The organism is Marinobacter nauticus (genome assembly GCF_003634635.1).
In the GTDB taxonomy this organism is placed as follows: domain Bacteria; phylum Pseudomonadota; class Gammaproteobacteria; order Pseudomonadales; family Oleiphilaceae; genus Marinobacter; species Marinobacter nauticus.
Genome location: NZ_RBJB01000005.1, coordinates 263,079 through 275,968, shown reverse-complemented (window position 1 = coordinate 275,968; position 12,890 = coordinate 263,079). Strand labels below are relative to the sequence as shown.

14 protein-coding genes are annotated in these 12,890 nt (G+C 56.8%); 3 read left to right on the top strand and 11 right to left on the bottom strand.

Translation table 11 applies throughout. From position 1 onward, the window contains the following. Nucleotides 1-2 precede the first annotated feature (2 nt). A complete protein-coding gene (locus C7436_RS16265) occupies nucleotides 3-416 on the bottom strand; it encodes a GFA family protein (protein WP_121208456.1) in 414 nt (137 codons plus the stop codon). Between the two features lie 86 nt (nucleotides 417-502). Beyond that, nucleotides 503-1,270, bottom strand: a complete 768-nt coding sequence (locus C7436_RS16260) for a glutathione S-transferase N-terminal domain-containing protein (protein ID WP_121208495.1) — start codon at nucleotides 1,268-1,270, stop codon at nucleotides 503-505. Nucleotides 1,271-1,519: 249 nt separating this feature from the next. On the opposite strand from C7436_RS16260, the gene dacB reads away from it, so the two are divergent. Beyond that, a complete protein-coding gene (gene dacB, locus C7436_RS16255; protein ID WP_121208455.1) occupies nucleotides 1,520-3,091 on the top strand; it encodes a D-alanyl-D-alanine carboxypeptidase/D-alanyl-D-alanine endopeptidase in 1,572 nt (523 codons plus the stop codon). Nucleotides 3,092-3,165: 74 nt separating this feature from the next. On the opposite strand, the gene C7436_RS16250 is transcribed toward dacB, so the two are convergent. Further along, nucleotides 3,166-4,200, bottom strand: coding sequence for a fasciclin domain-containing protein (locus C7436_RS16250; protein WP_121208454.1), 1,035 nt, complete (start codon nucleotides 4,198-4,200; stop codon nucleotides 3,166-3,168). A gap of 175 nt (nucleotides 4,201-4,375) precedes the next feature. Then, on the bottom strand, nucleotides 4,376-4,636 hold the full coding sequence (locus tag C7436_RS16245) for a DUF2798 domain-containing protein (protein ID WP_014420803.1): 261 nt from the start codon (nucleotides 4,634-4,636) through the stop codon (nucleotides 4,376-4,378). Between the two features lie 154 nt (nucleotides 4,637-4,790). Between C7436_RS16245 and C7436_RS16240 the strand changes: the two genes are divergently transcribed. Next, entirely contained in the window at nucleotides 4,791-5,657 is an 867-nt protein-coding gene (locus tag C7436_RS16240; protein WP_121208453.1) for a DUF6279 family lipoprotein, read from the top strand. A 72-nt stretch (nucleotides 5,658-5,729) separates the two neighbouring features. On the opposite strand, the gene C7436_RS16235 is transcribed toward C7436_RS16240, so the two are convergent. The 5 genes from C7436_RS16235 to C7436_RS16215 form a co-directional block, all read right to left on the bottom strand. Next, nucleotides 5,730-6,500, bottom strand: coding sequence for an SDR family oxidoreductase (locus C7436_RS16235; protein WP_014420801.1), 771 nt, complete (start codon nucleotides 6,498-6,500; stop codon nucleotides 5,730-5,732). 14 nt (nucleotides 6,501-6,514) lie between these two features. Continuing rightward, nucleotides 6,515-7,204, bottom strand: coding sequence for a histidine phosphatase family protein (locus C7436_RS16230; RefSeq protein WP_121208452.1), 690 nt, complete (start codon nucleotides 7,202-7,204; stop codon nucleotides 6,515-6,517). After that, a complete protein-coding gene (locus tag C7436_RS16225; RefSeq protein ID WP_121208451.1) occupies nucleotides 7,204-8,268 on the bottom strand; it encodes a phosphotransferase family protein in 1,065 nt (354 codons plus the stop codon). The genes C7436_RS16230 and C7436_RS16225 overlap by 1 nt, the downstream gene beginning before the upstream one ends. 21 nt (nucleotides 8,269-8,289) lie before the next feature. Next, nucleotides 8,290-9,111, bottom strand: a complete 822-nt coding sequence (locus tag C7436_RS16220) for an SDR family oxidoreductase (protein ID WP_011785673.1) — start codon at nucleotides 9,109-9,111, stop codon at nucleotides 8,290-8,292. Between the two features lie 374 nt (nucleotides 9,112-9,485). Then, on the bottom strand, nucleotides 9,486-10,697 hold the full coding sequence (locus C7436_RS16215) for an acyl-CoA dehydrogenase family protein (RefSeq protein ID WP_121208450.1): 1,212 nt from the start codon (nucleotides 10,695-10,697) through the stop codon (nucleotides 9,486-9,488). Nucleotides 10,698-10,841: 144 nt separating this feature from the next. Here C7436_RS16215 and C7436_RS16210 point away from each other — a divergent pair, with 144 nt between their 5' ends. Beyond that, the gene (locus C7436_RS16210; RefSeq protein WP_011785675.1) at nucleotides 10,842-11,744 is read left to right on the top strand and encodes a LysR family transcriptional regulator; all 903 of its coding nucleotides are present in this window, start codon (nucleotides 10,842-10,844) and stop codon (nucleotides 11,742-11,744) included. Here the strand turns inward: C7436_RS16210 and C7436_RS16205 are convergent. Beyond that, entirely contained in the window at nucleotides 11,738-12,094 is a 357-nt protein-coding gene (locus tag C7436_RS16205; RefSeq protein WP_011785676.1) for a hypothetical protein, read from the bottom strand. The genes C7436_RS16210 and C7436_RS16205 overlap by 7 nt on opposite strands. Nucleotides 12,095-12,117: 23 nt before the next feature. Continuing rightward, the gene (locus C7436_RS16200; protein WP_211329882.1) at nucleotides 12,118-12,882 is read right to left on the bottom strand and encodes an EAL domain-containing protein; all 765 of its coding nucleotides are present in this window, start codon (nucleotides 12,880-12,882) and stop codon (nucleotides 12,118-12,120) included. Nucleotides 12,883-12,890: the final 8 nt, after the last annotated feature.

The following is a 12,890-nucleotide window of genomic DNA, read 5'->3' as shown; positions in this document are numbered from 1 at the left end:
GCTCAGTGCGGGTCGTTGGTTCTTTCGGTTTTTTCGAACTGCGGAAGGTTGTCGGTGATCTCGAACCAGTCGGATTTCGACCCCACATAAACGTGCTGGGCCGCCTGTTTTCCCAGCGGCTCATTGATCACGCCAATTCGCAGCCGGAGGATGCCCGGAATAGCGTCGACCCGGCTGTAAAGAGGGCTTCCACAACGGCTACAGAAGGCCCGGTATTTGCCGGGTCGGGATTCAAATTCGGTGATCCGGTCCTCACCGGCCGTAAATCGGAACCGGACAGCCTGAACCGGCGCACTGGCTGAAAAGGCACTGCCATGATTGCGACGGCACTGGCTGCAATGGCACAGCGCTATAGGCCCAATCGGGCCATCGTATTCAAACTGGATATCACCACAAAGGCACTGGCAGGTATACATAACACTCCTGGCTCCGCGAAGGCTCACTGTTCGCGCAGATGATACCGGCTGGCAGCCGGATTAGCAGCCCCGGTTCCGCAAACTCGTTACCCGTAGTTTTTTTCCAGATAAGCAAGAATGCGAGCCGATTCAAACAACCCCTCCCCGCTATTGGGATCTTCCAGATAGGGCACCTGCACCCGGCCATGTTGCTGGAAAAACGCGTCCCGCTTGCCGCCAGGAATGGGCCGATACGGACCGGGTTTGATGCGCTGTCGGGCAGGTCCGACTTCGGTCCAGTGTTCCTTGCCCAGATTATGCAAGGTGTACGGAATCTCGTTTTCGCAGAGTCGTTCCCGAATCAGGCGCGAGAACGGGCTGCCCTCGAAACTCGACAAGTGAAGCCCCTGCTCAGGCCGCCGGGCTGGCCGCGCCCGCATCCCGCGAAGCTCACTGGCCCCGGAGCCTGCAGCGCCGAGTGCCGGTTGCCAGGGACGGCCCTGGTAGTAGCGAGGCACGGAACGATGCGCATACTGGCGGAACAGATACTCGATAATCGCCTCGGATTCATACAGCACTTCGCCGGTGTTCTGGTCATGCAGCAGGGGAAACTGCTGCTTGCCCCCCAGGGTCTCGGCTTCCGGGCGGAATACCCGACCACCCTTCGGGCAGGGTCGAATCTCAACGTCCAGATGCAATGCCGTCAGCACCTCACGAACACGGCGGCAGTATGGACAGGCTTCAATGTCATAGAGAACCAGCGGCTTCTCAGGTTGCGGAACTGCCTTGATAACCAGGCACCCGCGCCAGGCTGCAAAAGAAGAAGTGGCAACCGATTCCAGCACATTCACCTGATGCTTCAGCGTTTTTAACATGATCGTTCCCTTGTTTTCGTCATTTTCTGCATTGTCCCACAGGAGAATCTGTGCCCATTGGCCCGCAGGCCCCTGTGCCGGCGTCATACTAACTCACTGATTCTTCAGGCCACTTACTCGATGTCACAAAAACTCAATATAAACAAAGACTCTACTGCCATTTTTTAACGTCATGTATAGCTTTTCTGCATAGTACATACGCAAAGAATGGGCTATTGTACAAAGAGAACACAACAACGGATTTCGGTCATGAATACTCAGGGGTTGCAGGCGGGCAAAGGCCTTGCCACAGGCAGATTTGCGTCAGGAGCAGTGGCGCTGGCCATCGCGTTGGCCAGCGCCCCGCTCGGCCAGGCTTTCGCTCAAGAACAGACCTCTGCGGAAGAGGCCTTTGCCAGCTCCCGTCACTGGGCCAGCCAGATCCGAAGTTACGCCAGCAAATCCCTGAACAGCGATGAAGCTCTGAGTGTTGCCGTTATTCCCCTCAACGGCCCCGGCATTGAGCAGTATGTAAACGCTGACACACTGATGAGCCCGGGCTCCATCATGAAGCTGGTAACCACCTATGCTGCCCTGGAACTCCTGGGCCCTACCCACCACTGGAAGACCGATTTCCTCACAGACGGCATGATGGTGGGCGACAGCCTTGAAGGAAACCTCTACGTACGCTTCGGCGGCGATCCCAAACTGACTCTGGAACGACTCTGGAGCACCCTGCGTGAACTCAAGAGCATGGGCATTAACCGTATTGAAGGCGACCTGGTGCTTGACGGTAGCTATTTCCGCGTCGACGGCGGTTTCCCGACGTTCGAGGATAACGGCGATAACCCCCACGCGCCCTTTCTGGTGGAACCCTCCGGCTATCTGACCAACCTGAATCTGCTGCATTTTCAGGTGCGCGCCGATGAGCGTGGAACACAGGCCTGGACAACCCCGGATCTGGGCGAAGTCTCCATTGATAACCGGGTAACCGCATTACCGGAAGGTCCCTGCCCTGCCCGCAGCCGGTTTGATTGGGAACCGGTATTTCATGAAAACCATCAAGTAACGGTTCGGGTAACCGGACAGTTACCGCAAGGCTGCCGCAGCACCACCTATCTGTCTCTGCTACCGCACGAACGGTACTCTGCTTCCGTGATTCGTTCTGTGCTATCGGAAATGGGCATTATTATCAGTGGTGGCGACCGCTTTGAGGGCACACCGGAAGACGCACGGCTGATCATGCGCACCACCTCACCTGATCTGGTTTCCATGGTGCGAGACATCAACAAATGGAGCAGCAACGTCATGGCCCGCCAGATGCTGCTGACCATTGGCGCCGAGTTCCGCAAGGAAGATGACAAAGACGACCGGGTAGCCGGTATCCGCACAGTGTACGAATGGCTGGAGAATATGGGCATCAACACCGCAGGCATGGTGATTGACAATGGCGCCGGGCTCACCCGCCATGGTCGCATCACGGCCCGGCAAGGCGCCCAGATACTGCAACAGGCCTGGGACAGCCCCTACGCCTCTGACCTGATGGCCTCCATGCCCATTATCGCCATGGACGGAACCATGGCGCGCCGGCTTCGCAACACCGGTATGGATGGCGAAGGCCGAATCAAAACCGGTTATCTGGAGAATGTTCGCTCAATCGCGGGGTTCACCCGGGACGATAACAACACCACCTGGGCCATTGTCGGTATGGTGAACAACGATCCGGCCTGGAACGGTCAGGCGGTTCTGGATCGGGTTCTCTACTCTCTGCATTTCCGGCCTCCCGTGGGCATGACCTTATCCCAGTCTGCCGACGAAAATCCGGCTTCTTCGATTCAGTAAGTCAATATAAAAAGGCCGGCTGCAGCAGCCGGCCTGGCATTCATACTTTGTTCAAAGAAAGCGTGTTTCGTCTGTCAGTCGACTGTAAAAATTACCTCGTCGATCACATGAATCACTCCGTTAGACGCCTCAACATCAGCTTCGACGACGGTACTGCCCTCGATAACCAGAGCGTTGTCCTGTATATCAACGTTCAAGTTGTTGCTGGCCAATGTTGTTACAGTTCCGCCGTTAGAAGCGTATGCCGTAAGAGAGCCGACCGTAGTTCCGAGAATATGCTGGCTCAGAATGGCTGGCAGATTCGGATCATTGAGCAAGTCGCCGGCTGTAATACCGAGATCCGTCAGTAACGCCTCAAAAGCGGCATCTGTTGGTGCGAACACCGTCAAGGTTGCATCAACGTCCGCAGCTGCAGTGAGCAACGCTGCCGCACCAGGGGTCTGGAGTGCCGCAAGTAGCGTTGTAAACTCCGCGTTTTCAGCCCCCGCCAGCGCGGTTACGATTTCTGCAATCGTTGAGTCTGTATCACTGAGATCGCTCGGCGGCGGAAGCAGCACTTTGTCGATAAGGTGAATAACACCATTGGTGGCGTCTACATCTGGCCCCGTTACTCGAGACGTGTTGACGTATAGCACGTCTTCTCCGCTTTCCTGTGAAATAGACAGCGCGACGTTTTCACCATTCACGGTTGGAACGAGGTTTTGTGGAACCGGGCTTTGCGCAACGCTGATCGCAGCGGCAGCCTTCACTTCACCCACAGACGTTGCAAGGACATGGTAGGTAAGAACCGTGTTTAATAACTCCGTGTTGGCTAACAACTGTTCCGCCGTAAGTCCCAGGTCGCCCAGCAGGGCTTCAAAGGCGGCGTCGGTCGGTGCGAGCACCGTTAACTGATCATCTCCGCCGAGCAGTTCCGCGATGGATGGATCGGCTTCAAGAACGGCAGCTTCCAGAATGGTCGTGTTTTCATTCTCAACAGCGATTTCCAGAATGCTTTGGGTTGCAGCATCGGTGCTGCCGTTATCGTCGTTATCATCGTCATCAAGCCAACAACCGGATAGCATGACACTGCCCGCTAAAACCATCGGTAAAGCGTATTTTGCTTTCATTTTTCGTGCCTCGTCTGGAGGGTTGATTACCAGGTTAAAGTGGTTCGAACCTGCACTGATTCAGTCCCTGACCAGTGTCGAAAGCAAATTACGGTGAGGCGAGAGAAACGGATTTACAAACTTTCACATTTAGGCGAACAATTGTAAGGTGAATAGCAGCAATACACTGGCCTTATCAGTCTGGCCGGCGTTCTTTGGAAAACAATCGGGCCATGGTCCAGTCCGCCATTTTGCCTGCCATTGGTGCGATAAAGCTGACCAGCGGGAAGGCCACCGTCCAGGCGACCACAAATGCTGCGCCCCAGCGATGGAAATAGCCCTCGGTCAGGCCGGTATTGATCAGGGTGATAATCCCAGACATCAATAGCGACATGATGCCGGACATGTAAAAGGCAAAAACAAACTGGCGCACACGCGTTTGCTTGTAACTGGACATGTTTTCCTTCCCGGTTTTAACGTATGGAACACTGCCGAATCCAATCAGGCGACCGCAGCGTAGGAGAAAAGACACTGCCGCCGATGCTGGATCGCAACATCTTAGTGAGCATGCAACATTTTTCCATACGGCTTTTTACCAAGGAGCACAGGTAATGGATGACCCAACGCCCGGAACACGCCGCGCCCGCTGGATCGTCGGGCTGATGTTACTGACGTTTTTGGCGGGCTGCAGTCAGACGCGCCTGGCCTACCGCTACGCCGACTGGGGCGTCGTCTGGTGGGTAGAGGATTACATCAGCCTGACCGGTGAACAAGAAGCTCAGTTGAGTCAGGATCTGGAAGCGCTCAGACAATGGCATTGCTCAGCAGAGTTGCCCCGTTACCAGCAATGGTTGGCAGTCCTCAAATCAGATCTGGCGGAAGGGACGCCGAGCGAGGCCACGGTTCTGTTCCACCAGGAACAACTCATGGACTTCTTACCCGGATTGTTGGAACGGGCCACTCCGGTAGCCGTTAATCTGCTGTCTTCTCTATCGGATGAGCAGGTAGCGCAACTAGCCGACAACATGGCGGAGAAGCAGCAGGAGCTGGAGCAGGAAATGCTGGAGGGAACACCCGCTCAAACGGCACAGGCGCGCTCTGAACGGGCTATTGAGCGTATTGAACGATGGCTTGGCGACCTGAATCAGCAACAGCGGGCCATCGTCGAAAACTGGTCAGCGAACCGTGGCCGGCAAACGGAAATCTGGTTAACAGGGCGGAGAAACTGGCAATTGGCATTGCTCGACACGCTGGAGAGACGACGCCAGTCCGGCTTTGCTGAACAGGTGAACGAGTTGCTGGTTCACTCAGAGCGCGCCAGAGGAGCGGAATACCAGGCCATGCTGGCCGAAAGCCGGGTGGCGATGGCCGGCTTGATGCACGATCTTCTGCAGGCTGGAGATAGCCGGCATCAAGATCAGCTGCTGGCCAGAGCCAGTGAGCTGAAAGGAGATTTTGCAGCGCTGACCTGCAGCTAAACACGGATCGCGATACCAAAAAAGGGCCGGATGAATCCGTATCATCCGGCCCTTTTTGCGTCTCGATCTGTGTCAGACCGTCAGGTAACCACCATCCGCATTAATGCAGGCTCCTGTGGTATAGCTGGAAGCGTCAGACACCAGGTACAGCACAGTACCCGCCATTTCATCGGGATCCGCCACACGCTTCATCGGGATGTGGGCCATGGCCTGCTTCTTGATGGCCTCATTGGTGGTCAGGGCGCTGGCAAATTTGGTATCGGTCAGGCCCGGCAACAAGGCATTTACCCGCACATTCTGCTGGCCCAGTTCCATGGCGAAAGATTTGGTCATGGAAATCACTGCTGCCTTGGTCACCGAATAGATGCCCTGGAAGTGGCCGGGGTTTACGCCGTTAACCGAGGCCACGTTCACAATGGAACCACCACCGTTCTTTTTCATCAGCTGAGCGCCACGGGCGCACATGAAGAAGTAACCACGGATGTTCACATCTACGGTTTTGTGGAAAGCACCCAGGTCGGTGTCTTCCACCGGACCGAAGTATGGGTTGGCGGCTGCGTTGTTCACCAGGATATCCAGTTTGCCGTGCGCTTTGGCGATGTGCTCCCACACCGCTTCAATCTGGTCCATCTCGCCAATGTGGCAGGCGAAGGCTTCGGCGCTGCCGCCGTCTTCACGGATGCTACTGGCCACGGCCTCACAACCGTCAATCTTGCGGCTACTGACAATCACGTGAGCACCGTAATGAGCCAGCGTACGGGCGATACTCTCGCCGATACCGCGGCTGGCGCCGGTTACCAGGGCGACTTTGCCAGTCAGGTCGAACAGGTTTTTGTTGCTCATGGAATTCCCTCAGCTTATCGGAATGTCACCAGGGCGGGGTCTTCCGCTTCCAGGTGGCTATAGTTGTTGAATACGGCCAGGCTGCGCCGGGGGCCGGAATACAGAATGCGGGACACGCTGGTGTTGGCAATCACATTGTTCATCTCCAGCGCCTTGCGGTCTGACAGTTCAAGCAGGCGCTGGGCAATGACCGCAATGGGGCCGCCAGAGGTAGACACAATCACATCGGCACCATCGGCCAGTTCGATCAGCTGATCCAGTGCATGGCCAACCCGCTGCCGGAATCCGTTCCAGGTTTCGCTGTATTCCTGGTCGAACTCGCCACTCACCCAGCGGGTCACTGCCTTCTCGAAAGCCTGCTGGAAGGCTCTAGCAGGTTTGGGAAAGCTGGCGAGGTCCCGCGCCATCACCTGTTTATCCGCCCATTCCGGACGCAGGCGCTCCACCACTTCCAGATGATCAAACTCGTTCAGGCCTTCCAGCACCTGCATATCCGGCAGGCTGACACCGTAACCGGTAGTGATCGCCTCCACAGTTTCCCGATGGCGCTGCAGGTTACCGCCAAAAACAGCACCCGGCTCCACCTTGCCCGCCAGCCAGCAGCCCAGAATCCTGCCCTGCTCCCAGCCTCGCGGCGAGAGCTGGTCGTAGTTTTCCTTGCCGAAACTGGCCTGACCGTGGCGCACCAGATAAATCGTGGCCATTACAGGGTGCTCTCGCTAATCAGGCGCCGGCACCGTTTCTCCAGATAGTTGGCGGCGTGGCCAAAGGCGGCGAAGCGTTTGTCTTTGGTCTGGCCGTGATAAAAGCGGTAGTAGATTTGCTGGATGATCACCGCCAGGCGGAACAGCCCGTAAATTTCATAAAAGTCGAACTTTTCCGCCCGGAAGCCGGATTTCTCCATGTAGTAGTCCACCACTTCTTTACGAGTCAGCATGCCCGGCCGGTGCGTGGGCTGGCGCCGCAGCATCTGGAACGGGCCTTCATCGTCGGCTTCGATCCAATAGGCCAGACTGTTGCCCAGGTCCATCAGCGGATCACCAATAGTGGCCATTTCCCAGTCCAGCACGCCAATCACTTCAAACGGGTTGTCCGGGTTCAGCACCACATTGTCGAAACGGTAGTCGTTGTGAATAACCACCTGAGCGATATCATCCGGCATCTTATCGTTCAGCCAGGCCATGACCTCTTCGAAGTCACCGACATCGTCGGTACGGGCCTTGCGGAAGCGGTCGCTCCAGCCGCCAATCTGCCGCTGCACGTAACCCGCGCCCTTGCCTAGCTTGTCCAGGCCTGCAGCCTTGGCGTCCACCGTATGCAGATCCACCAGCTTGTCGATCACGTTCAGGCACAGTTTGCGAGTGTCTTCGGCGCTCAATTCCAAATCCTTCGGGAAATCCTGGCGCAGAATGATGCCCTTCAGGCGCTCCATTACATAGAAATCACACCCCAGTACACTGTGATCGTCGCAAATGGCAACAATGTTGGGCACGTAGGGATAGACTGGCTTCAACGCCTCCATCACCCGCGCTTCCCGCAGCATGTCGTGGGCGGACTTGGCGATCTTGCCGAACGGTGGCCGGCGCAGCACGTATGACTGGTCGCCATAATCCACCTGATAGGTCAGGTTGGACGCACCACCGGGGTACTGCTTGATGCTCGGCTGGCCTTCCAGGCCCGGAATGGCCTTCTTCATGAACTGGTCGACGGCGCTGATATCCAGCTCTTCGCCTTCACGGATGTCTACGGCCTGGTCGATCTGTGTCATTCAATCTCTCCTGTGATGTGTTCAGGCGTTCGCCTTGCTACCCATCTTGCTCATCCAGCGCTTGGTTTCCTGGTGCATCAGCCAGTCAAACGCCCAGGGTGCGTGGCGCTTGAGCATCCACATGCGGCGCTCTTTGGCGTGGGGCAGTACCCAGAAGTCTTTGTCTTTCACACTGCGGAAGATATCCTCGGCCACGTCTTCGGCGGTGATGCTGGAGCGCTTCATCAGCTTGTTCACGTTCTGTTGAATACCGGGAATATCCGAACGCATGGTGCTGGCCAGGTTGGTCTGGAAGAACGCCGGGCACACGCAACTGACGTGAATGCCGGAATCACGCAATTCCTGGCTGAGGGTTTCCGACAGGGCTATCACCCCGGCTTTGGAAACATTGTAGCTGTCCATCAATGGCGCCAGCATAAGCCCGGCCATGGAGGCGACATTCACAAACGCGCCGGAGCCTTGTTCCTTGAACAGCGGGGTAAAGGCTTTGCAGCCACGCACGACGCCCAGTACGTTGATGTCGAGAATCCATTCCCAGTCACCGATGGTGGTGTCTTCAATGGAGCCTGCGGAGGCAACGCCGGCGTTGTTCACGACTACGTCCACTCCACCCCATTTCTGGACCAGGTCATCACGGACTTTCTCGAAGTCGCTCAGGCGGCGCACATCGCATTCCACGAAATAACCTTCGCCACCGGCCTGGTTCAGTTCCGCCTCAACAGCCACGCCCTGCTCCGGGTTAATGTCCCCGATGCAGACTTTGGCCCCTTCTTTGGCATACCGCAACGCAATCGCCCGGCCCAGGCCACTGGCCCCGCCGGTTATAAATACCCGTTGTGTCATCGTTGTTTCTCTCCGTTATGTTTTGGAGTTCCTGTTCTTTTTTACCCCGGAGTAAGAGTTGGTACCGGAGGGGCTGTCCAAAAACCGCTACAAGCACATCCATGTGCGCTTCTCTCCGGCCATCCATGGCCTCCGACATTTTTGGACAGCCCCTCCGGTACCAACTCCCATACCACTGAGCATGCTGTTCTGACAGCCCTCTCCTGAGCACGCAGGAGCCGGTGGGCCGGGGGTTCTGAAAATTTGTGGAGCCATGGATGGCGGAACACAAGCGCCACATGGATGTGCCGCCAGGAGCGCTTTTCAGAACCCCCGGGCCACCGGCGCCCACCTCCGCACTCAGAGGCTAGAGGAGTAAAACTCCCACGCCCGACTCAGGACTTGTACTTCCGAAGCTCCAACCGCGCCACCATAGCCCGATGAACTTCATCCGGGCCATCGGCCAACCTCAGAACCCGAGCGTAGCCGAATAACGCTGTCAGCGGGAAATCATCGTCGCTGACACCGGCCCCGCCGTGAATCTGAATCGCGTCATCCACAATCTGCTGAAGCATCTTCGGCACCACCGCCTTGATCATGGACACTTCCTGCAACGCGCCCATAATGCCCTTGGTATCCAGGGCCCAGGCACATTTCAGGGTCAGCAACCGTGCCTGTTCGATGTTCATACGGGCATTGGCGATGATGTCCGAATTGCCGCCCAGCTTGGCGATTGGCCGACCGAAAGCTTCGCGGGTCATAGCGCGCTTGATCATGATCTCAAGAGCGCGCTCGGCAGCCCCGATGGCACGCATGCAGTGGTGCACGCGGCCTGGCCCCAAACGGCCCTGAGCGATTTCGAAGCCGCGGCCCGGGCCGGCGATGATGGCGCTTTTGGGCAAACGTACGTTGTCGAACAACACCTGGCCGTGGCCGTAGGGCTCGTCGTAGGCGCCAAAGACCGGCAGCATGCGCTCGATGGTGATGCCCGGGGCATCCAGCGGCACCAGCACCATTGAGTGTCGGCGGTGCTTTTGGGCATCCGGGTCGGTTACACCCATGAAAATGCCCACTTTGCAGTCTGGGTGGCCAATGCCGGTGCTCCACCATTTGCGGCCGTTGAGCACCACTTCGTCACCTTCTACGGTGGCGGTGGCTTCCATGTTGGTGGCATCGGAAGAGGCAACCGCCGGTTCGGTCATGCAGAAGGCGGAGCGGATTTCGCCGCTCAGCAGTTTCGGCAGCCATTCGGCTTTCTGTTCTTCGGAGCCGTAGTGGATCAGTACTTCCATGTTGCCGGTATCCGGCGCGTTGCAGTTGAAGATTTCCGGGGCGATGAAGCTGCGACCGGTTTCTTCGGCAATCAGGGCGTAATCAGAGTTGAGCAGGCCACAGCCGTACTTGTCGTCAGGAAAGAACATGTTCCACAGGCCCTGGGCCTTGGCTTTTTCTTTCAGTTCTTTGATGATCGGCAGCACCACCCAGCGGTTTTCCTGAGAAGCAAGCTCCTTGTGATACTGCTCATCAATGGGAAAAATCTCGTCGCGCATGAACTGTTTCACGCGCTTCAGGTAATCCTGGCCTTTCTCGGAAATATTGAAATCCATGGTGCAGCTCCTCGCGCTGGCCGCCCTGTCGGGGGCAATGTCGATCAGATGGGAATCAGTCTAGGAGCCAAAGCATTATTACGCGACTGAATTGTTCTTATCGTTTATCATTAACCATGCTTATTCAGAAAACGGAACCTCATCATGGCGCTGAATAGACCGGACCTGAACCTGCTGCATGTTTTCGACACTATCTATCGGGAAGGAAGCCTGACGCGGGCCGCAAAGGCTCTGCATCTGACCCAGCCTGCCATCAGTCATTCCCTGGCTCGGCTTCGGGATCATTTCAATGATCCGCTGTTTACCCGCCAGGGTAACCAGATGGTGCCCACCCCCCTGGCCCGACGGTTTCTGGAATCCATGCGCCCGGGGTTGAACCAGATCCAGAGTGCAGTGAATCAGTTTCACGCCTTCGACCCCGCCAGCCAGCGTAAAACCTACGCTCTCGGCCTTCGGGATGTTCTGGAATCCACCTTTCTGCCTCAACTGATTTCAAAACTCGCGCCCTATCCGGACATGGAGGTGCAGAGTCAACGGGTGGCAAGACGAGACATGGAAACGCAACTGGCCGCAGGCAAGCTGGACTTTGCCATTGATGTGTTACTGCCGGTGAGCAACCAGACCAGCCATGAACTGCTGAGGCAGGACCGACTGGTGGTCTTGGCGCGAAAGGGTCACCCGGTTATCGCGCAAGGGCTGGATATGGCCAGCTATCTGGAGGCCCGGCACATTCTGGTGTCGTCACGAGCCGAGGGCCCGGGTATTGAGGATTTCGAGCTCTCCCGCCACGGCGCCCAGCGCACTATTCGCCTACGCTGCCAGCACTACTACGCGGCCTGCCGGGTGGTGGAGAGCTCAGACCTGTTACTGACGATGCCGGAAACCTACGCCCGGATCATTGCCCAGAACACCGACATCGAAGTGCTGGCGCCGCCGGTGGAGATGCCGTCGATTGATGTGCATCTGTATTGGCACAAGGCTTATGAACAGGAACCGGCGCTGGTGTGGTTTCGGGACTTGCTGCGAAACCTGCAAAAGGCTCAATAGGCTCCGACCAGCATCAGAAAGCCGAAGAAGCCAGCCGCGGTAATCGCCAGAGATACCGCCACGATACCGAAGCCCCACCAGATAGCCGCACCATCGGCAATGTCAACACCATGACCGCGCAGGGTGCGATAGAACGCCCATGGACCAAGCACGAACGCGCCCACCACGGCAAACACCAGGCCGATGGCGATTCCGGCAAAGGTCCAGGTAGCCAGTACAGTCGCGCGGTCCGAGGTCTGGTCGGTCACGCCATGATGTTGCAGAAACTTCTTGCAGAAGAACCAGACCAGGGCAAACAGGGCAGCCACAAAGACCAGGCCGCCAATCAGGGTAATCAGGCGATAGAGCACAGAAACATCCTGTTAAGAGTCAATCAGTCGGGAAACACTGGCTCCGGCAGACATTCGAATCCCGGTTTGGCGAACAGGTAGCCCTGGTAAAGGGCAATCCCTTGAGAACGAAACCAGAAGTATTCTTCCGGCGTTTCCACGCCCTCCGCCACAATTCGGCCGCCAAGCTGGCGTATCATGGTGATGATACCTGAGACCACTGCCTGCTTGTTGGGTTCCGCATGAATGTTGCGAACCAGCCCCATATCCAGCTTCAGCAAATCCGGCGGGCTCGAGATCATCAGGTTGTAGCGGGAGTAACCGGCACCGAAATCATCAATGGCGGTGCTGAACCCCATGCTCTTGTAGGCCTCGATGATGGAGGTTAGGTGATCAACCGAGGTCATCTCCTCACCCTCTACCACCTCGAAGATGATCTTCCGGGTGTCGAAATCATAGGTCTTGGCGGCCGCCAGCGTGGTGCGAATGCAATATTCTGCCTGATAGACCGCGTTGGGCATGAAGTTGATGCTCAACATGGCCTTCATATCAAGCCGCGACGCCAGCTTCACCGCCTTGACCCGGCATATCTGGTCGAACGCGTACTGGTTCTGGCTATTCACCTTATCCAGCACAGTCATGGCCCCTTGCCCTTCGGTTCCGCGCACCAGCGCCTCGTATGCAAACACCGTTTTATTGGTGGCATCAACAATAGGCTGGAAGGCAAAGCTGAACGAAAAATCCAGGCCATTACCACAGGCGCACTCGTCGCAATGGGATTCATCAAAAAGAACAGAGGGTCTATCCACAGAAGCTC

What these genes read in the sequence shown, in the direction of transcription:
- C7436_RS16220 (WP_011785673.1), bottom strand. Translation starts at nt 9,111, where the DNA reads ATGACACAACGGGTATTTATAACCGGCGGGGCCAGTGGCCTGGGCCGG.
- C7436_RS16225 (WP_121208451.1), bottom strand. Translation starts at nt 8,268, where the DNA reads ATGACACAGATCGACCAGGCCGTAGACATCCGTGAAGGCGAAGAGCTG.
- C7436_RS16235 (WP_014420801.1), bottom strand. Translation starts at nt 6,500, where the DNA reads ATGAGCAACAAAAACCTGTTCGACCTGACTGGCAAAGTCGCCCTGGTA.
- C7436_RS16230 (WP_121208452.1), bottom strand. Translation starts at nt 7,204, where the DNA reads ATGGCCACGATTTATCTGGTGCGCCACGGTCAGGCCAGTTTCGGCAAG.
- C7436_RS16260 (WP_121208495.1), bottom strand. Translation starts at nt 1,270, where the DNA reads ATGTTAAAAACGCTGAAGCATCAGGTGAATGTGCTGGAATCGGTTGCC.
- dacB (WP_121208455.1), top strand. Translation starts at nt 1,520, where the DNA reads ATGAATACTCAGGGGTTGCAGGCGGGCAAAGGCCTTGCCACAGGCAGA.
- C7436_RS16265 (WP_121208456.1), bottom strand. Translation starts at nt 416, where the DNA reads ATGTATACCTGCCAGTGCCTTTGTGGTGATATCCAGTTTGAATACGAT.
- C7436_RS16210 (WP_011785675.1), top strand. Translation starts at nt 10,842, where the DNA reads ATGGCGCTGAATAGACCGGACCTGAACCTGCTGCATGTTTTCGACACT.
- C7436_RS16240 (WP_121208453.1), top strand. Translation starts at nt 4,791, where the DNA reads ATGGATGACCCAACGCCCGGAACACGCCGCGCCCGCTGGATCGTCGGG.
- C7436_RS16215 (WP_121208450.1), bottom strand. Translation starts at nt 10,697, where the DNA reads ATGGATTTCAATATTTCCGAGAAAGGCCAGGATTACCTGAAGCGCGTG.
- C7436_RS16250 (WP_121208454.1), bottom strand. Translation starts at nt 4,200, where the DNA reads ATGAAAGCAAAATACGCTTTACCGATGGTTTTAGCGGGCAGTGTCATG.
- C7436_RS16245 (WP_014420803.1), bottom strand. Translation starts at nt 4,636, where the DNA reads ATGTCCAGTTACAAGCAAACGCGTGTGCGCCAGTTTGTTTTTGCCTTT.